18 protein-coding genes and 1 pseudogene are annotated in these 19,017 nt (G+C 53.8%); 4 read left to right on the plus strand and 15 right to left on the minus strand.

From position 1 onward, the window contains the following. Positions 1 to 58: 58 nt before the first annotated feature. From ispH to AWR26_RS25825, 6 genes and pseudogenes are all read right to left on the minus strand, one after another. Positions 59 to 1,009: a 4-hydroxy-3-methylbut-2-enyl diphosphate reductase gene (gene ispH, locus AWR26_RS21585; protein ID WP_064568468.1), complete on the minus strand. Its 951-nt coding sequence runs from the start codon at positions 1,007 to 1,009 to the stop codon at positions 59 to 61. Further along, a complete protein-coding gene (gene fkpB, locus AWR26_RS21590) occupies positions 990 to 1,460 on the minus strand; it encodes an FKBP-type peptidyl-prolyl cis-trans isomerase (RefSeq protein ID WP_007373089.1) in 471 nt (156 codons plus the stop codon). The genes ispH and fkpB overlap by 20 nt, the downstream gene beginning before the upstream one ends. Before the next feature lie 118 nt (positions 1,461 to 1,578). Next, entirely contained in the window at positions 1,579 to 2,079 is a 501-nt protein-coding gene (lspA, locus tag AWR26_RS21595) for a signal peptidase II (protein ID WP_007373088.1), read from the minus strand. Further along, on the minus strand, positions 2,079 to 4,895 hold the full coding sequence (ileS, locus tag AWR26_RS21600) for an isoleucine--tRNA ligase (protein ID WP_064568469.1): 2,817 nt from the start codon (positions 4,893 to 4,895) through the stop codon (positions 2,079 to 2,081). The genes lspA and ileS overlap by 1 nt, the downstream gene beginning before the upstream one ends. A 45-nt stretch (positions 4,896 to 4,940) precedes the next feature. Beyond that, positions 4,941 to 5,879: a bifunctional riboflavin kinase/FAD synthetase gene (gene ribF / locus AWR26_RS21605; RefSeq protein ID WP_064568470.1), complete on the minus strand. Its 939-nt coding sequence runs from the start codon at positions 5,877 to 5,879 to the stop codon at positions 4,941 to 4,943. A gap of 7 nt (positions 5,880 to 5,886) precedes the next feature. Next, positions 5,887 to 6,101: pseudogene (locus tag AWR26_RS25825) on the minus strand (DUF2575 domain-containing protein). A 104-nt stretch (positions 6,102 to 6,205) separates the two neighbouring features. On the opposite strand from AWR26_RS25825, the gene rpsT reads away from it, so the two are divergent. Beyond that, entirely contained in the window at positions 6,206 to 6,469 is a 264-nt protein-coding gene (rpsT, locus tag AWR26_RS21610) for a 30S ribosomal protein S20 (RefSeq protein WP_043955079.1), read from the plus strand. Between the two features lie 48 nt (positions 6,470 to 6,517). On the opposite strand, the gene nhaR is transcribed toward rpsT, so the two are convergent. The 4 genes from nhaR to dnaK all read right to left on the minus strand — a co-directional run bounded on the left by nhaR (position 6,518) and on the right by dnaK (position 11,914). Next, complete coding sequence (gene nhaR / locus AWR26_RS21615; protein ID WP_064568471.1) at positions 6,518 to 7,417, minus strand: transcriptional activator NhaR; 900 nt, start codon at positions 7,415 to 7,417, stop codon at positions 6,518 to 6,520. Positions 7,418 to 7,439: 22 nt separating this feature from the next. After that, entirely contained in the window at positions 7,440 to 8,603 is a 1,164-nt protein-coding gene (gene nhaA, locus AWR26_RS21620; RefSeq protein WP_064568472.1) for a Na+/H+ antiporter NhaA, read from the minus strand. 166 nt (positions 8,604 to 8,769) lie between these two features. Further along, on the minus strand, positions 8,770 to 9,915 hold the full coding sequence (gene dnaJ / locus AWR26_RS21625; protein ID WP_064568473.1) for a molecular chaperone DnaJ: 1,146 nt from the start codon (positions 9,913 to 9,915) through the stop codon (positions 8,770 to 8,772). An 85-nt stretch (positions 9,916 to 10,000) separates the two neighbouring features. Beyond that, complete coding sequence (gene dnaK / locus AWR26_RS21630) at positions 10,001 to 11,914, minus strand: molecular chaperone DnaK (RefSeq protein ID WP_043955083.1); 1,914 nt, start codon at positions 11,912 to 11,914, stop codon at positions 10,001 to 10,003. A 296-nt stretch (positions 11,915 to 12,210) separates the two neighbouring features. On the opposite strand from dnaK, the gene satP reads away from it, so the two are divergent. After that, positions 12,211 to 12,777: an acetate uptake transporter gene (gene satP / locus AWR26_RS21635; RefSeq protein WP_064568474.1), complete on the plus strand. Its 567-nt coding sequence runs from the start codon at positions 12,211 to 12,213 to the stop codon at positions 12,775 to 12,777. A gap of 183 nt (positions 12,778 to 12,960) precedes the next feature. On the opposite strand, the gene AWR26_RS21640 is transcribed toward satP, so the two are convergent. The 4 genes from AWR26_RS21640 to AWR26_RS21655 all read right to left on the minus strand — a co-directional run bounded on the left by AWR26_RS21640 (position 12,961) and on the right by AWR26_RS21655 (position 16,388). Continuing rightward, entirely contained in the window at positions 12,961 to 14,268 is a 1,308-nt protein-coding gene (locus AWR26_RS21640; RefSeq protein ID WP_064568475.1) for an MFS transporter, read from the minus strand. A 126-nt stretch (positions 14,269 to 14,394) separates the two neighbouring features. Beyond that, positions 14,395 to 14,982: a molybdopterin adenylyltransferase gene (gene mog, locus AWR26_RS21645; protein WP_064568476.1), complete on the minus strand. Its 588-nt coding sequence runs from the start codon at positions 14,980 to 14,982 to the stop codon at positions 14,395 to 14,397. Between the two features lie 106 nt (positions 14,983 to 15,088). Beyond that, on the minus strand, positions 15,089 to 16,042 hold the full coding sequence (gene tal / locus AWR26_RS21650; RefSeq protein WP_064568477.1) for a transaldolase: 954 nt from the start codon (positions 16,040 to 16,042) through the stop codon (positions 15,089 to 15,091). Beyond that, positions 16,032 to 16,388 (minus strand): hypothetical protein, encoded by a 357-nt coding sequence (locus AWR26_RS21655; RefSeq protein WP_167351133.1) that lies wholly within the window; start codon positions 16,386 to 16,388, stop codon positions 16,032 to 16,034. Before AWR26_RS21655 ends, tal begins: the two co-directional genes overlap by 11 nt. Between AWR26_RS21655 and AWR26_RS21660 the strand changes: the two genes are divergently transcribed. Both AWR26_RS21660 and yaaA read left to right on the plus strand, forming a co-directional pair. After that, positions 16,339 to 17,769 (plus strand): alanine/glycine:cation symporter family protein, encoded by a 1,431-nt coding sequence (locus tag AWR26_RS21660; protein ID WP_064568478.1) that lies wholly within the window; start codon positions 16,339 to 16,341, stop codon positions 17,767 to 17,769. The two genes, AWR26_RS21655 and AWR26_RS21660, sit on opposite strands and share 50 nt — an antisense overlap. Positions 17,770 to 17,849: 80 nt before the next feature. Then, positions 17,850 to 18,623, plus strand: coding sequence for a peroxide stress protein YaaA (yaaA, locus tag AWR26_RS21665; RefSeq protein ID WP_007373067.1), 774 nt, complete (start codon positions 17,850 to 17,852; stop codon positions 18,621 to 18,623). Between the two features lie 37 nt (positions 18,624 to 18,660). Here the strand turns inward: yaaA and AWR26_RS21670 are convergent, their stop codons facing one another. Next, positions 18,661 to 18,948, minus strand: coding sequence for a DUF2502 domain-containing protein (locus AWR26_RS21670; RefSeq protein WP_064568479.1), 288 nt, complete (start codon positions 18,946 to 18,948; stop codon positions 18,661 to 18,663). Positions 18,949 to 19,017 lie beyond the last annotated feature (69 nt).

Genomic DNA, 19,017 nt, shown 5'->3' on the forward strand with positions numbered 1-19,017 from the left:
ATCCATAAAAAATGCCAGACTGAGTCTGGCATCTTCGCATAACGTTTAGAGCAAAATGTTATTCGACCTCGCGAACATCAACCCTTAGCTCTTTTGGCACTTCAAAGACAATGTTTTCTTCGCGGCCTTCAAGCGGAATGGCTTCACCGCCGCCCAGCTCCTGCAGGCGGGCAATCACGTTCTGCACCAGAATATCCGGCGCGGAGGCTCCGGCGGTTACGCCTACACATTTGATGTCTTTAACCCAGGCTTCCTGGATATCAGAAGCGTCATCGATCAAATAAGCGCGTTTGCCCATCCGCTGCGCCAGTTCGGCCAGGCGGTTGGAGTTGGAGGAATTTTTCGAGCCGACCACCAGCACCACTTCCGCCTGTTCGGCCAGCGCTCGCACCGCTTCCTGGCGGTTGGTCGTGGCGTAACAGATGTCATCTTTACGTGGGCCAACAATCTGCGGGAAACGGGCGCGCAGCGCGTCAATGACATCAGAAGTATCGTCCACCGAGAGCGTGGTCTGCGTCATAAATGACAGTTTGCCCACATCTTTGATGTTGAGCGTAGCAACATCGGCAGGCGATTCGACCAGGTACATGCCCCCTTTCGGGTTGCTGTACTGCCCCATGGTACCCTCCACTTCCGGATGCCCGGCATGGCCGATCAGAATTGCTTCCTCACCGCGTCGACTGGCGCGAGCGACTTCCATATGCACTTTTGTTACCAACGGACAGGTGGCGTCGAAAACCGTCAGATCGCGACTTTTCGCTTCGTTACGCACCGTCTGGGAAACACCGTGGGCAGAGAAAATCAGGATTGCGCCATCCGGCACTTCACTTAACTGCTCAATAAAAATAGCGCCGCGCTCGCGCAGGCTATCAACAACATAACGGTTGTGCACCACTTCGTGACGCACATAAATTGGCGAGCCATACAGAGCCAGCGCGTTTTCAACAATGCTGATAGCGCGGTCAACGCCAGCGCAAAAACCGCGCGGGTTAGCCAACAGGATCTGCATTCGTTTCCTCCAGTACTGGATCAACCTCCAGTACATCGACATCAAAGTGGACGGTTCTGCCCGCCAGCGGATGGTTGAAATCGACGGTGATAGAGTCGCCGTTAATTTCACGGATCACGCCCGGCATTTCGCTGCCATCCATTGCGGTAAAGAGCATAATCGCCCCGATTTCAGGCTCACCGGCATCCATAAACTCACGGCGGGAGAAGTACTGAATCAGGTCCGGGCTCGGCGTACCGAAAGCGGCATCCGGTTCGAGAGAGAAAACCTTTTTCTCCCCGGCTTTCAGACCCAGCAGATGTTGCTCCAGCCCCTCGGAGAGCGAACCGTCGCCCAAACGAAACAGCGCCGGTTTGCCGTTGTTGCGGGTTGACTCAGCAAGAGAGCCATCTTCGAGCTTGAGCGTGAAGTGCACCAGCACTGCGCTATCGCTCTGTACGGATTTAGACATGCAGGTTGCTCGCTTGTTTTGACTCACCCGTTTTCCCGGTAGCGATTTGCTTACCGGGCAAACAGACGGCCACAAATTCTGTAGGCCGGGCAAGCAAAGCGCCGCCCGGTATTTACATTTAAACCTGCTCTTTCGCTGCAGGTTTAGGCAAAAAGCCTTCCAGCACAATCAGCGCCGCGCCGATACAAATTGCGCTATCGGCAAGGTTAAAGGTAGCAAAATGCCAGTCGCCGACGTAGAAATCGATCATATCGACGACGAAGCCATGCCATAAGCGGTCGAAGAGATTACCGAGCGCACCGCCGATAATCAGCGCATAAGCGATGTTATTCAGCTTTTGCGCGGCTTTCCCACGGTACATCAGTACCGTCAGCACCACGCAGATACCAATAGCGATACCGGCAAAAAACCAGCGCTGCCAGCCGCCGCTGTCCGCCATAAAACTGAATGCCGCGCCATAATTACGCGCATAGTGCAGATTGAGCGACGGAAACAGCGACACCGTATCCCCCAGAGCAAAGTTCTGGAGGATCAGGTATTTACTGCCCAGATCGATAATCAGCACAACCACAACCAGCCACAGCCAGCGCAGTCCTGTAGAACAGAGAGGCTTACTCATCAGGCAAACTTACGTTTTTCGCCGTCACCGGCGACGTTGCTCACACAGCGTCCGCAGATATCTGCGTGTTCCGCCACCTGGCCGACATCATTGGTGTAATGCCAGCAACGCGGGCATTTATCACCTTCGGCTTTGCTCAGCGCGACTTTCAGCCCTTTAAACAGTTCGCTCTGCTGAGCGTCCGCTGAAGCGCTGGCATAATCCGCAACTTTCGCCCCCGAGGTCAACAGGACAAATCGCAATTCGTCGCCCAGTGCGGTCAGCTTCGCCGCCAGCTCCGGCTCGGCAAACAACGTAACAGCCGCTTCCAGAGAGCCACCGACTTTCTTGTCAGCGCGCGCCTGCTCAATCACCTTGTTCACTTCGCCGCGAACCTTCAGCAGCTCGTCCCAGAAGGCGTCGTTCATCGCTTCGCTTTCCGCCAGGCCGAACAGGCCTTCGTACCACTCGCCGGTAAAGACATACTTCTCGCGATCGCCCGGCAGGTAGCCCCAGATTTCATCAGCGGTAAAGGACATGATCGGCGCCATCCAGCGCACCAGCGCTTCCGCGATGTGGTACAGCGCGGTCTGGCAGCTACGACGCGCCACGCTGTCCGCTTTCGCGGTGTACTGGCGGTCTTTGATGATGTCGAGGTAGAACGACCCCATTTCGATGGAGCAGAAACGCATCAGGCGTTGCACCACTTCGTGGAAATCATAGGAATCATAAGCCTGAACAATATCTTCCTGAGCCGCTTTCGCACAGCCCACCGCCCAGCGATCCAGCACCACCATCTCTTCCGGTTTCACCATGTCTTTCGCCGGATCGAAGCCGTTAAGGTTCGCCAGCAGGAAGCGCGCGGTGTTACGGATACGGCGATAGCTGTCCGCTGCGCGTTTCAGGATCTCGTCAGAAACCGCCATTTCACCAGTGTAATCCGTGGAAGCGACCCACAGGCGCAGGATATCCGCACCCAGTTTGTTCATCACATCCTGCGGGGAAACGGTGTTGCCGATGGATTTAGACATCTTGCGGCCCTGACCATCCACGGTGAAACCGTGAGTCAGCACCTGACGGTAAGGCGCTTTACCCTTCATCGCCGTGGAGATCATCAGCGAGGACATAAACCAGCCGCGATGCTGATCCGAACCTTCCAGATACATATCCGCCGCGTGACCGGCAAACTCCGGACGCACGTCAACAACGGAAGCGTGAGTTGAACCGGAATCGAACCAGACGTCCAGCGTATCCGGCACTTTGACATAGTTGTCAGCGTCATCGCCCATGATGTCGCGCGGGTCGAGATCCCACCAAGCCTGAATACCGTCGGCTTCAACGCGTTTGGCAACGGCTTCGATCAGCTCCAGCGTACGCGGATGCAACTCTTCGGTGTCTTTATGCACGAACAGCGACATTGGAACGCCCCAGGTACGCTGGCGGGAGATACACCAGTCAGGACGGTTGGCGACCATCGATTCGATACGCGCCTGGCCCCAGTCCGGGATCCACTGCACACCTTTGATTTCGCTCAGCGACTGCGCACGCAGACCTTTCTGGTCCATGCTGACAAACCACTGCGGCGTCGCACGGAAGATAATCGGCGATTTATGACGCCAGCAGCATGGGTAGCTGTGCTGCATTTTTTCAACGTGCAACAGCGCGCCTTTTTCCGTCAGCAGCGCCACGATGATGTCGTTCGCTTTGAACACATTCACGCCATCCAGCGTCGGGTAAGTACCCGGCAGATAGGTGCCGTCCGGACCAACCGGGTTGGCGATTTCCAGACCGTATTTCAGGCTGATGGTGTAGTCGTCCGGGCCGTGACCGCCAGCGGTATGAACCGCACCGGTACCGGCTTCCAGCGTAACGTGATCGCCGAGGATCGCAGGAACATCAAAATCCAGGAACGGATGTTTAAAGCGCATCAGCTCCAGCTCTGCGCCTTTCACCGTACCCAGCACGTTGTATTCTGCGGTACCGATGCGTTTCATCACGCTTTCGACCAGATCTTTCGCCAGGATCAGCGCCTGACCATCAATCTGCACCAGGGCATACTCAAATTCCGGCGCGAGAGAAATTGCGCGGTTAGCCGGCAGTGTCCACGGCGTAGTGGTCCAGATAACCAGTGAAACCGGACCATTAACAGTTGCAACGCCAAATTTGGCTTTTACTGCGTCCTGGTCAACAGCGTGGAAAGCTACGTCGATGGACGGCGACGTTTTGTCGTAATACTCCACTTCCGCTTCCGCCAACGCGGAACGGCAGTCGACACACCAGTGCACCGGCTTGGCACCTTTAAGCAGGTGGCCATTGCCGATGATTTTGCCCAGTGCGCGGATAATATTGGCTTCGGTTTTGAAGTCCATGGTCAGGTACGGGTGCGACCAGTCGCCCAGCACGCCGAGACGGATAAAGTCTTTGCGCTGACCGTCAACCTGCGTTGCGGCATATTCACGGCATTTGGCGCGGAACTCCGCGGCGGTGAACTTCTCTCCCGGCTTGCCGAACTCCTGCTCAACTTTCAGCTCGATAGGCAGACCGTGGCAGTCCCAACCCGGAACATAGGGAGAGTCATAACCTGCGAGTCCCTTGGACTTCACAATAATGTCTTTCAGAATCTTGTTAACCGAGTGACCAATATGAATGCTGCCATTCGCATATGGAGGGCCATCATGCAGAATGAAGGTTTTTTTGCCTTTTTTCGCTGCACGGATGATGCCGTACAGGTCATCATCAGTCCAACGCGCCAGCATTCCCGGCTCACGCTTGGCGAGATCGCCGCGCATCGGGAACCCTGTTTCCGGCAAATTCAGGGTAGATTTATAGTCACTCATCAGATTCTCGGTTCCGTATTTCGGTTTGATTAATACCACCAGGCCTTAAGCCGGTTTAGATAGCCCAAAAAACTCGCGGGCCGCTACCTCATCGCGGGCGATTTGCGCTTTCAGCTCATCGAGCGAGGCAAATCGCTGTTCATTGCGTAATTTTTTACGCAACACTACATCTATATGGCGCCCGTAGAGGTCTATTACAACATCCAACAGATGCACTTCCAGCTGCTGGCGCACGCCTGCAACCGTCGGACGAGTGCCGATATTGGCAACGCCCTGGTAAAGCGTATCGCCCAGTCCAGCCACTTCCACCGCATAGACCCCTTTTACCGGGGAGACCTGACGGCGCAGCGGTAAATTCGCCGTCGGGAAACCAATGGTGCGCCCCAGTTCATCACCGTGCACCACGCGCCCGGAGATACTGAACGGATGTCCAAGCAATTGTTCAGCCAGCTCAAGATTGTCGTCAGCCAATGCCTGACGCACCGCCGTGCTGCTCACACGGACGCCGCCATCAAAGAAAGTTTGCGTGCTGGTGACGTCAAAGCCATATTTCTGACCGGCCTTCTGTAATAACAAGAAATCCCCCTGGCGACCAGCGCCAAAACGGAAATCGTCACCCACTGCGAGAAATTTCACACCAAGGCGGTCAACCAACAGATCGCTGACAAAGGTTTGTGCGGTGAGCGCCGCAAAACGGCGGTCAAAACGAAGGCATAGCACGTAATCCACGCCGCAACCCGCCAGCCAATGCAGCTTTTCACGCAGCCGGGTAAGGCGCGCAGGGGCTTTCTGCCCGGCGAACAGTTCCAGCGGTTGTGGTTCAAAGATCATCACCACCACCGGCAGATTACGCGCCCGGCCTTCTGCGCCAAGCCCTTGTAAAAGCGCCTGATGGCCACGATGCACGCCATCGAAATTACCAATCGTCAGCACACACCCGTGGGGGGCCTGGCTGAGGTTATGTATGCCGCGTATCAGCTTCATGTCTGGCTCAAAACAGTGAAAATCGTCGGATTATACCTTGTACAACGGGCAACGTTAACCGACGATTGCCTTCACACAGCAGAAAGGAGAAGGTTTTCATCAGGCTGCCCGCCGCTGGCATGAAAATCTGGCATCGTAAGCGATTTTTCTGGTGGAAAAGCTGTATTCGCGACAAGCAAGCTGTTAGAATCTTGCGCCATCACTACGTAACGAGCGTTGTATCTTAACGGCGCTTATTTGCACAAATCCATTGACAAAAGAAGGCTAAAAGGGCATATTCCCCGGCCTTTGAATTGTCCATAAAGATCATATTTGGGAGTTGGACCTTGGCTAATATCAAATCAGCTAAGAAGCGTGCCGTTCAGTCTGAAAAGGCCCGCAAGCACAACGCAAGCCGTCGCTCAATGATGCGTACTTTCATCAAGAAAGTATACGCAGCAATTGAAGCTGGCGACAAAGCGGCTGCGCAGAAAGCATTTAACGACATGCAACCGATCGTGGATCGTCAGGCCGCTAAAGGTCTGATCCATAAAAACAAAGCAGCGCGTCATAAGGCTAACCTGACCGCGCAGATCAGCAAACTGGCTTAATCGCTACGTTTCCTGGCTTTGTGAAAAAGCCCGCTTCGGCGGGTTTTTTTATTTCTGCGGCGGGTCGAAAAGTATTGAGTAATCCTGATTGCAGATACGCTGCACTGCAGGATGCTGAATCATCCGCTCGGCAAAAATCGCATGATACTCCTCCATCACACTATCCACCCGACCAATTTCAACCATGCTTTCATCGGTAAAAAGATCGTGAGCGTAGCGCGTCGGGGCAACAAAAATAGCATTGTGCACGGCACCAAACGCCTTCATCAGCGCGGCATCATCAAACTCCCCCAGAATCTCCACTTGCAAACCTTGCGCATTGAACCAGTTCAGCAGCCTGCGTCCCAGCATTGACCGTCGCCCAGGAATCAATAAGCGCCGTTCCTGCAAACAAAACGGAAAAGGCGTTTGCGGCTGCGGATTACTGCCCCAGAAACTGACGCTGCATTCGCCAATTTTCACCGAAAAAAGCCCCTCTTGCTGCGTGGAATCGATCGGACAGTCAGAGATAATCATGTCAAGTTTATGCTGGCTTAGCTGCTCCAGCAGGAGTTCATGCGTCGATTCAAAACAGCGCAAATGGATCGGCTCGCCCTCACTTACCGCTGCGCTGAGGATATTGCTGACCAGCCGCTTGGAGAGCGCATCCGCCACGCCGACATCAAATAACAGGCTGGACTCTTTGCGGTAGTTGATGATATCGAGCATCTCCTGGCTGAGCGTAAACATCTTATCCGCGTAGCGAAACACCAGTTCACCCAGTTCTGTCGGTTCCAGCCCCCTGCCCTTACGTTTGAAGAGCTTGCCTTGTAGACGCTCCTCGAGAGATTTAATTTGCCCGGTGATGGTCTGCGGCGTCAGAAAGAGCGACTCCGCCGCACCAACGACGGAGCCTTCACGGTAGACGTGCCAGAAGTAATACAAATGGTTGTAATTGATATACGACATAGCCCTCTACTCACTTCCGTCGCTAAGCGCGAACGATACGAGTACGCAGCAGGCAATAACCCGCCACTGCCGAGATAATCGAGCCGGTGAGGATCCCCAATTTACTCCAGGCAATCATTTCCTCATGGGCATCGCCAAAGGCCAGCGAGGCGATAAAAATCGACATCGTAAAGCCAATGCCGCACAGCACGCCGACCGACATAATCTGTTTAAATGCAGCGCCCTGCGGTAACTTCGCCAGCTTTAAACGTAACGCCAGCCAGCAGAAGATTGTGATACCCAGCGGCTTACCAAGAACCAGCCCGGCAATAATGCCTAACGGCAGCACATCTCCCAGCCCGGATACAGACATTCCGCTCAGCGATACGCCGGCATTCGCAAAAGCAAATAACGGCAGGATTAGCCATGCAACCCACGGATGAATCGCATTGACCAGTTGGCGAGCCGGAGAAACACCGTTCTGCTCGCGCAACGGAACAAAGAAACCGACAACCACCCCGGCGAGCGTCGCGTGGACACCGGATTTTAGCACCGCCGTCCACAGCACTATCCCAACCAGCATATAGATGCCGATGCGCCGCACATTGCAGGCATTCAGTATCGCCAGTATGGCAATGGATGCCGCCGCCACACCCAGCGCAGTGGTTGAGAGATCGCTGGTGTAGAACAAGGCAATAATGATAATCGCCCCCAGATCGTCGATGATCGCCAGCGCCATCAGAAACACTTTCAGCACCACAGGTACGCGATTGCCCAGCAAAGCAAGGACACCGAGAGCAAAGGCAATATCCGTCGCGGTAGGAATAGCCCAACCGTGTCGCGCCAGTGGATCGTGGAAATTGAATAGCAGGAAGATCAGCGCGGGTGCAACCATACCGCCAAGGGCGGCAATCACCGGAAATACGGCCTGCTGACGGCTGGCAAGCGCACCCTGTACCAGTTCATATTTCACTTCCAGGCCAATCATCAGGAAAAATACAGCCATCAACGCATCGTTGATCCATAGCAGCATGTTTTTATTGATTTCCAGCGAACCGAACTTCAATTCGACGGGCGTCGACAGGAAGTTGTGGTAAAGATCCTGTGTCACTCCAAGATTGGCGCACAGCATTGCGAGCGCTGCCGCAATGATAAGAACGATGCCCCCAGCGGCATCACTGCTAAAGAAACGCTGTAAAAGCTTCATGTTATTCTCTCGTTCACTATTCCGTTGTGCGGGCTATCTTACCCCTCGCGAATCCTCGATAAAAACAGATTATAATTGGGTATAGATTCTCTTTTTCCGAATAGTGCCAAAAACGACAAAAAAAGCCCGGCATAAAGCCGGGCCTGATATATGCGATGCGGAAGACTTAGCGCGTCAAATCGTCGAAGAATTTTTTCACGCCGTCGAAGAAGCTCTTGGAGCGCGGGCTGTTGTTTTCGCCCGTCGGGCCGCCAAAACTGTCCTGCAGATCTTTCAGCAGTTGCTTCTGTTTTTCGTTCAGGCCAACCGGCGTCTCAACAACGACGCGGCACAACAGATCGCCCTGAGCGCCGCCACGGACGGACTTCACACCCTTGCCGCGCATGCGGAAAAGTTTGCCGGTCTGGGTTTCGCTGGGTACTTTCAGCTTCACGCGGCCATCCAGCGTCGGCACTTCGATTTCACCGCCCAGCGCCGCCATGGCAAAGTTGATCGGCACTTCGCAGTACAGGTTATTGCCTTCACGCTCGAAGATAGGGTGCTGTTTCACCTGTACCTGAACGTACAGATCGCCTGCCGGTGCACCATGCTCACCCGCTTCACCTTCACCGCTCAGACGGATGCGATCGCCGGTGTCCACACCTGCCGGAATTTTAACGGACAGGGTTTTGGATTTCTCCACGCGGCCATGACCGTGACATTTATTGCACGGATCTTTAATCAGCGTACCGCGCCCCTGACAGTGCGGACAGGTCTGCTGTACGGCGAAGAACCCCTGGCGCATCTGTACCTGACCGGAACCATGACAGGTCGGACAGGTTTGCGGCTGAGTGCCGGGTTTAGCACCGCTGCCGTGGCAAATGTCGCACTCTTCCAGCGTCGGAATGCGGATCTCTTTGGTCACGCCGCGTACCGCTTCTTCCAGCGTCAGATCCATGTTGTAGCGCAGGTCTGCGCCACGGGCTGCACGCTGACGGCCACGCCCCCCGCCGAAGATATCGCCGAACACATCGCCGAAAATGTCACTGAAGTCAGCGCCGCCGCCAAAACCGCCGCCACCGAATCCACCGCCGCCCATTCCGCCCTGCTCAAATGCAGCATGGCCGTACTGATCGTAAGCCGCACGTTTCTGGGCATCGGTCAGGACTTCGTAGGCTTCTTTTATTTCTTTAAATTTGGCTTCGGCCTCTTTATCGCCCTGGTTGCGGTCCGGGTGATATTTCATGGCCAGGCGTTTGTACGCCTTTTTGATTTCACGCTCTTCCGCTGTTTTCGGAACGCCTAAAATCTCGTAATAATCTTGCTTCGCCATCGGTTTATCTGCCCCTTAACATACGAGCACGGGCGTGGAGAAAACTCCGACGCCCGTGCTGGTTATCTACCCTGCATCAGGGCGATTATTTTTTGTCTTTGACTTCTTCGAACTCGGCGTCGACAACATCGTCATCTTTCGCGTTGTTCGCGGAAGCATCAGCGCCCGCTTGCTGCTGTGCGTGCTGCTGTTGTGCGATTTCCAGCAGTTTCTGGGAAACCTGCGCCAGCGCCTGCATTTTCGCTTCGATTTCAGCTTTGTCTTCGCCTTTCAGCGCAACTTCCAGCTCGCTCAGCGCAGACTCGATAGCCGTTTTGTCTTCTGCCGGCAGTTTATCGCCTGCTTCCTGAACCTGCTTGCGAGTGCTGTGCAGCAGGTGGTCGCCCTGGTTACGGGTTTGCACCAGCTCTTCGAACTTACGGTCAGATTCCGCATTCGCTTCTGCTTCACGAACCATTTTCGCGATTTCTTCTTCGTTCAGACCCGAAGAAGCCTTGATGGTGATCTTCTGCTCTTTACCGCTGTTTTTGTCTTTCGCGGAAACGTGCAGGATACCGTCAGCATCGATATCGAAGGTGACTTCAATCTGCGGCATACCGCGCGGCGCCGGGTTGATACCATCCAGGTTGAACTGACCCAGAGATTTGTTATCGGACGCACGTTTACGTTCACCCTGCAGCACATGGATGGTTACAGCGGACTGGTTATCTTCCGCAGTAGAGAACACCTGGCTGTGCTTGGTCGGGATGGTGGTGTTTTTGTTGATCAGCGCAGTCATCACGCCGCCCATGGTTTCGATACCCAGCGACAGCGGGGTAACGTCCAGCAACAGAACGTCTTTAACTTCACCTGTCAGAACACCACCCTGAACCGCAGCACCGATAGCAACGGCTTCATCCGGGTTAACGTCTTTACGCGGCTCTTTACCGAAGAACTCAGCCACTTTTTTCTGCACCATCGGCATACGAGTCTGACCGCCGACCAGAATCACGTCGTTGATGTCAGATACGGACAGGCCAGCATCCTGCAGTGCGACTTTCAGCGGCTCGATGGAACGGTTAACCAGATCTTCCACCAGGCTTTCCAGTTTCGCGCGAGTCACTTTAATGTTCATGTGTTTCGGACCGGTCGCGTCTGCGGTGATGTACGGCAGATTCACGTCGGTCTGCTGTGCGGAAGAAAGCTCGATTTTCGCTTTTTCTGCCGCTTCTTTCAGACGCTGCATCGCCAGCGGATCGTTACGCAGATCGATACCCTGATCTTTCTTGAACTCTTCCACCAGGTAGTTGATCAGACGGCTGTCGAAGTCTTCACCACCCAGGTGGGTATCACCGTTGGTAGCCAGTACTTCGAAGGTTTTTTCGCCGTCAACTTCATCGATTTCGATGATAGAGATATCGAACGTACCACCGCCCAGGTCGTAAACCGCGATGGTGCGGTTGCCGGTTTCTTTATCCAGACCGTAAGCCAGCGCTGCTGCTGTCGGTTCGTTGATGATACGTTTTACTTCCAGACCTGCGATACGGCCAGCATCTTTGGTTGCCTGACGCTGAGCATCGTTGAAGTAAGCAGGTACGGTGATAACCGCTTCAGTTACCGGCTCACCCAGGTAATCTTCAGCAGTTTTCTTCATTTTTTTCAGCACTTCGGCAGAGATCTGCGGCGGTGCCATTTTGGTGCCTTTTACATCAAGCCATGCATCGCCGTTATCAGCAGCAATGATTTTGTACGGCATGATGGCTTCGTCACGCTGGACTTCTTCGTCCTGGAAGCGACGGCCGATCAGGCGTTTGATCGCAAACAGGGTGTTTTGCGGGTTCGTCACGGCCTGACGTTTAGCCGGCTGACCTACCAGAGTTTCACCATCCTGTGTGTAAGCAATGATAGAAGGAGTGGTGCGATCGCCTTCAGCATTCTCCAGCACACGAGCCTGAGTGCCATCCATAATGGCTACACAAGAGTTGGTTGTCCCAAGGTCGATACCAATAATTTTACCCATCTAAACGTCTCCACTAAAAATTCGTCATCATGTGGTTGTGAACCTGTAATAAGGGCGAAACGTGCTGTTTCAACCACCCTGTATCGTTTTTTTTCAGGCCACATACTGCGGTTGACTACAAGATGGGGTCGCTAAGCCACTCATCAAGGGGCAAACGATAAAAAATTTTTTAATTTACACCTGTTCAGATCATAGACAGGCCCATTACCGCTATTTATGATGCCGCGCCCCGCCAGTTCAACAGGGTGCGGGGGCTTTCATTTCTCCCTTTTCATATTGATTTATTTTGAGGAATTATGGGCAACACTAAGTTGGCTAATCCGGCTCCGCTGGGCTTAATGGGTTTCGGCATGACCACTATTCTGCTTAACCTGCACAATATTGGTTTATTCCCAATGGACGGCATTATTCTGGCGATGGGCATTTTCTATGGCGGTATCGCGCAAATTCTCGCGGGCCTGCTTGAATATAAAAAAGGCAACACCTTTGGTTTAACTGCGTTCACCTCTTACGGTTCTTTCTGGTTGACGCTGGTCGCGATTCTGCTGTTTCCGAAAATGGGTCTTGCGGATGCGACAAACGGCCATTTCCTGGGCGTTTATCTGGGGATTTGGGGCGTCTTCACCCTGTTTATGTTCTTCGGCACGCTGAAAGGCGCGCGTGCGCTGCAGTTCGTTTTCCTGAGCCTGACCGTACTGTTCGCCCTGCTGGCGGTAGGTCATCTGGCTGATAACGAAAGCATCGTACATATCGCGGGCTGGATCGGTCTGGTTTGCGGCGCGAGCGCCATCTACCTGGCGATGGGCGAAGTGCTGAACGAACAGTTCGAACGCACAGTTCTGCCAATTGGTGAAAAGCATTAATTCCTGCACTGAATGCTAAAATGCGAAGCCTGGCTTCGCATTTCTTCTGTATCCCTCTCCCTGATACTCTCCCGTCCCAACCGTTACACTCTTTTATTAACTCGATGCCTAAAAGCGGAACTCTTCGCTGTTAATTATCCTTTACTCACTCAAACTGAAAACGGAGCCTCAGGCTCCGTTTGTTTATGCTTGCTCTATCGGCCGCTCTGCTACGTTATCCTGGTGATGGAGATCCTGACGCAGCCAGATCCCCAGTGCCAGACCAATAAGCGACAGCGCCAGTACATACCAGGCAGGCGCCATCGGTGAAACTCCCATCAGCATGGTCACCGCAATTGGCGTCAGGCCGCCGAAAATAGCGTATGAGACGTTATACGAGAATGAGATTCCCGTGAAACGAACCTCCGCCGGAAACGCTCGCACCATTACGTAAGGAACCGCACCGACCACGCCAACGCACAATCCCACAAGGCCATACAGGACGAAAAGCTGCTCAGGGTGTGCTCCCACCAGGTGGTAGAAAAACCAACTGGTACAGGCAAGCAGCACGCTGCCAAAAATAAAGGTGCGACTGGCGCCAAATTTATCAACCAGCAGCCCGGCGGCCAGGCAACCGAAGCAAAGCATAATGGTCGCAATGCTATTGGCCTGCAACGTCAGGGCCGGAGCAAAGCCATACTGTTTTTGCAGCCAGACCGGTGACATCAGAATGACCACCACAATCCCGGCGGAAAGCAGCCAGGTCAGCAGCATGGAAATCACCACCGCTTTTTTATGTTTCAGCACGACCGATTTAACAGGTAATTCCTGCGCCAGCGCTTTACGTTGCTGCATCTCAAGAAAGATCGGTGTTTCTTGCAACCAGCGTCGCAGATACATCGCTACCAGGCCAAATGCGCCACCCAGCAGGAACGGAATACGCCAGCCGCCATCATGAATAGCTTGTTGAGTCATGCTGGTATTAACCAGCGTTGCCACCACCGAACCGAGCAAAATTCCCACGGTCAGGCCCGCTGTCAACGTACCGCAAGCGATACCGATACGACGCGCCGGAACATGTTCCGCGACAAACACCCACGCGCCAGGCACTTCGCCACCGATGGCCGCGCCCTGTAAAACGCGCATCAAGAGCAGCAACAGCGGTGCCACAATGCCTGCTGAGGCAAACGTTGGCAGCAAGCCAATCGCCAGCGTCGGCAACGCCATCAGCAGAATACTCAGGGTAAACATCTTTTTGCGCCCGACCAGATCGCCGAAGTGCGCCATGACAATGCCGCCAAGCGGACGCGCCAGATAACCGGCAGCAAAAATGCCAAAGGTTTGCACCTGGCGCAGCCATTCCGGAATATCCGCCGGGAAGAAAAGCTCGCCAACGACAGCAGCGAAGAAGACGAAAATGATGAAATCGTAAAACTCCAGCGCGCCGCCGAGGGCAGCAAGGGTCAGCGTTTTATAATCCTGTCTGTTCAGAGGACGAGTGATATTTGACATAGCGAACCATTTGTAAATAGGAAGTGCTGATTTAATTATTACGAATTGTGTAAATTAAAACTTACTATACCGTAAATGAATCAACACGCCATGGTTCGCCGTCTTTATTTCAGAAAAGATTAACTTTTAGGATAATGTTTCGCGCCTTGCATTTTTAGGCCGGAAAGATGCTACGACTTGCGGATTGGTTTCAACGTAAGGACCGTCAAGCAACTGTAAACAATACGGTACACTGGCAAAAATACCGGGCACTTTTACTTCGCCGTCCGCGCTTTTTAAGCCTTCCAGCGTCTCTTTAATCGATTTGGGCTGGCCGGGCAAATTCAGGATCAATGCCTGTTTGCGGATCACGCCAACCTGGCGGGAGAGAATTGCTGTCGGTACAAAATTGAGGCTGATTTGTCGCATCTGCTCACCAAACCCCGGCATTTCGCGATCGGCAACCGCCAGCGTCGCGTCCGGCGTTACGTCGCGTCGCGCAGGCCCGGTGCCGCCGGTCGTTAATACCAGATGGCAACTCATTTCGTCCACCAGCTCGCACAGTGTTTGTTCGATGATGCTTTGCTCGTCCGGAATCAATCGGGTCTCAATCTGAAACGGGGTTGTCAGCGCGCTCGCCAGCCACTCCTCAAGCGCAGGAATACCCTTGTCCTGGTAAATACCGCTGGATGCGCGATCGGAAACCGAAACTAAACCAATGCGTAGTGTGTCCATATTCATTCCGTTCAAAAAACTATTTAACGAAATGATACACGCTGAGGGGAAAGGCAGACAGTAGGGAGAGAAGAAGCGTGACCGGAAAACCGGCCACGCCTGAGGATTACAGCAGATCGCCGATCATTTTTTCCAGTTTTTCCTGGTCAACGGCAAACTTACGGATACCATCCGCCAGTTTATCCACCGCCATCGGATCCTGGTTATGCTGCCACAGGAATTCCGCTTCGGTGATGCGTTCCGGACGCGCTTTCACTTCACCGGTATACGCCAGTTTGCGTTCGATGGTGCCAGCACTTTCGGACAGCTCTTTCAACAGCGCCGGAGCAATGGTCAGACGGTCGCAGCCGGCCAGTTCGATGATTTCACCGGTATTACGGAAGCTGGCGCCCATCACCACGGTTTCATAACCGTGCTGTTTGTAGTACTGGTAGATTTCGGTTACGGAAACCACACCCGGATCTTCTGCCGGCGCGTACTCTTTCTTGTCAGTGTTGGCTTTGTACCAGTCGAGGATACGACCCACAAACGGGGAGATCAGGAATACACCCGCTTCGGCACATGCACGCGCCTGCGCGAAGGAGAACAGCAGCGTCAGGTTACAGTTGATGCCCTCTTTTTCCAGTTGTTCAGCAGCGCGAATACCCTGCCAGGTAGAGGCCAGTTTGATCAGGATGCGATCGTTGCTGATACCGGCATCGTTATACATCTTGATCAGGCGTTTCGCTTTGGCGATAGAGGCTTCGGTGTCGTAAGAGAGACGAGCATCAACCTCGGTAGAGATACGGCCAGGGATCAGTTTGAGGATTTCCAGACCAATGTTCACCGCCAGGCGATCTGTCGCGTCAACAACCTGCTGCGCACGATCGTTGCTCTGAGCGCGTGCCCATGTTACGGCGTCATCGATCAGCTTACGGTATTCCGGAATTTGCGCAGCGCCAAGGATTAGAGAAGGGTTCGTTGTTGCATCCTGCGGCTGGTACAGTTTCATTGCCGCAATATCTCCGGTATCAGCCACGACTGTTGTGTACTGACGCAGGGAGGTCAATTTATCCGTCATGATAGTATTTCTCTTTAAAGATACCCTGAATAATCCATGTCAGGCTCACGACACGTTTGCGCCCCTGAAGCACAACCGCAGCCAGCGCACCTGAACGTGAAGTATGACGAGTATACTTGTTAGGGGGATGTAACCGGTCTGCCCTGATGATAACACGACGACCTGCCAGCGCAACCGCAGACAATGCTGTGTAAATAGTATGGTAAACTCTCCTAATTAATTGCCTGCGAAGTGATGTGCTTCCAACGACAGCCTCGCCCCAGGTTACAAACCCGGCATCAACAAGAGGAATGTTAATGCCTGAATTTTTCTCGTTTATCAGTGAAATACTCTGGGGCTCATTCATGGTGTACCTGCTGGCAGCAGCAGGGATCTGGTTTGCTGTCCGCAGCCAATTTGTCCCCTTTCGTTTTCTGCGCGATTTTGGGAAAAGCCTTAAGAGCAACCGCACGCCACAACCTAACGCGCTCACCGCTTACCAGGCTCTCTGTCTGAGCATGGCAACACGGCTGGGTAGCGGCAACCTGGCGGGCGTGGCTTTTGCATTAACCTCCGGTGGGCCAGGCGCCGTTTTCTGGATGTGGATCGCCGCGCTCATCGGTATGGTGATTAGCTTTGCCGAATGCTCTTTGGCACAGCTGTATAAAGAGCGTGATACGGAAAATCAGTTTCGCGGCGGACCGGCATGGTATATGGCGCGCGGTTTAGGCATGCGCTGGATGGGCGTGCTTTTCTCCGTGTTCCTGCTGCTCACATATGGCCTGGTGTTTAATACCATTCAGTCCAGCGCCGTTGCACGGGCCATGCACTTTGCGTGGGGCGTTCCGGGAATCGTCAGCGGCATGGTACTGGCGCTCTGCGTCCTCTTTTTCATCGTTCGGGGATTAAAACCTGCCGCCCGGCTGATGCAGTGGTTGGTGCCAGTGATCGGGCTTGCCTGGATCCTGGTCAGTCTGTGCCTCAGCCTCTGGCATGCAAACTTACTGCCCGGGATTTTTGCCACCATCATTAAAAGCGCTTTCGGCTGGCAGGAAGCGGCGACCGGCACGATGGCTTACACCCTGAGTCAGGCGATGACCAGCGGTTTTCAGCGCAGTATGTTTGCCAATGAAGCCGGGCTGGGATCGTCGCCTAACGTCGCCGCTATGGCCGTCTCATGGCCACCGCATCCGGTAGCGCAGGGAATTGTGCAAATGATCGGCGTGCTGACGGATACCTTCCTGGTCTGCACCGCCAGCGCGCTGGTACTGTTGCTGCCGGGTACGGTTCCGCTAAGCGATGCATTTGGTGGCATCCAACAGCTGCAGCAAGCCATGACCTCACTGACCGGTGGTTGGGGGGCGGGGTTTGTCGCCTGTATCGTCGTGCTCTTCGCATTTACTTCGATCGTCGCGAATTACATTTATGCGGAAAATAATCTGATCTTTTTACGCTGCGACAGCAATCGAAACCTCTGGCTACTGCGCATCGGTATTTTATTGATGGTAGTGATAGGTACCCTATCCAGCGTCCCCCTTATCTGGCACATTGCCGATGTCGTGATGGCGCTGATGGCGATGATCAACCTGACCGCTATTTTGCTGCTTTCGCCGGTGGTCAGAGTGCTGGCCCGCGACTATCTGCGCCAGCGCAAACTGGGAGTCATGCCGGTCTTCGACCCGCAGCGTTATCCGGAAATAAAGCGTCAACTGGCGCCAGGCAGTTGGGATGACATTCCCCGCTCGTAGCGCTAATCGCAACTATCGATCAAGTCTGTCGGTTTTTTTGCTAAAGTCAGCGGAAATTTCTCGCACAGCAAGGACTGAGTATGCTGATTCTGATTTCACCTGCCAAAACACTCGATTACCAAAGCCCGCTGGCGACCACGCGTTTTACCCAGCCGGAACTGCTGGATCACTCGCAGCAACTGATTAACAGCGCACGTAAGCTCTCTGCACCGCAAATCAAAGCGCTGATGGGCATCAGCGACAAGCTGGCCGATCTGAACGCCACGCGTTTTCACGACTGGCAGCCTGATTTCACCCCGGAAAATGCGCGCCAGGCTATCCTGGCATTTAAAGGGGATGTCTATACCGGCTTGCAGGCAGAAACTTTTAGCGATGCGGATTTCGATTTCGCGCAGCAACACCTGCGTATGCTTTCCGGTTTATACGGCGTGCTGCGTCCGCTGGATCTGATGCAGCCGTACCGCCTGGAGATGGGCATTCGCCTGGAAAATGCCAAAGGGAAAGATCTTTACCAATTCTGGGGCGACGTGATCACTCACAAACTCAACGAAGCCATTGCGGCACAAGGCGATGAGATTGTTATCAACCTGGCTTCTGATGAGTATTTCAAATCGGTCAAAACGCAAAAGCTGAACGCCCGGATCATTAAGCCAGTGTTTCTTGACGAGAAAAACGGCAAGTTCAAAGTCATCAGCTTCTATGCCAAAAAGGCACGCGGTCTGATGAGCCGTTTTATTATTGAGAATCGCCTGACGAAACCGGAGCAATTAACCGGGTTTAACAGCGAAGGCTATTTCTTTGATCGGGAAGTTTCGTCGCAGGAAGAGTTGGTGTTTAAGCGGCACGAACAGTAAGAAAAACCCTCTCCTGGTCGGGAGAGGGTCAGCAAGGTTATGGATGGCGATGCCAGTCATCATCCGGCCCGCCATGATGATCGTCATGGCGATCATCATGCCAGCCGTCAAAGTGGCCGTGCGGCTGCCAGCGGTGCTCACGCCATTCGTAGTGTCTCTGCCACCATTCACGATCGCGCCAGTGGCCGCCATCCCAGTAGTTTCCACTGCGGTCGCGATCGCCGATTTGCAGTTTCACTGCCGGCACAAGGGTGATTTCTGCGGCCTGAACCGCCAGAGGAGCCACCAACATCATGGAAAGCGCTAACATCACAGGTTTCAACATAGGTTACTCCTTCGCATCATCTTGCCCGTTATGGGCCGATGTCAGGAGATTACGCAACGCCATATGATG

Origin of the sequence: Kosakonia oryzae (genome assembly GCF_001658025.2) — a bacterium.
Taxonomy (GTDB): domain Bacteria; phylum Pseudomonadota; class Gammaproteobacteria; order Enterobacterales; family Enterobacteriaceae; genus Kosakonia; species Kosakonia oryzae.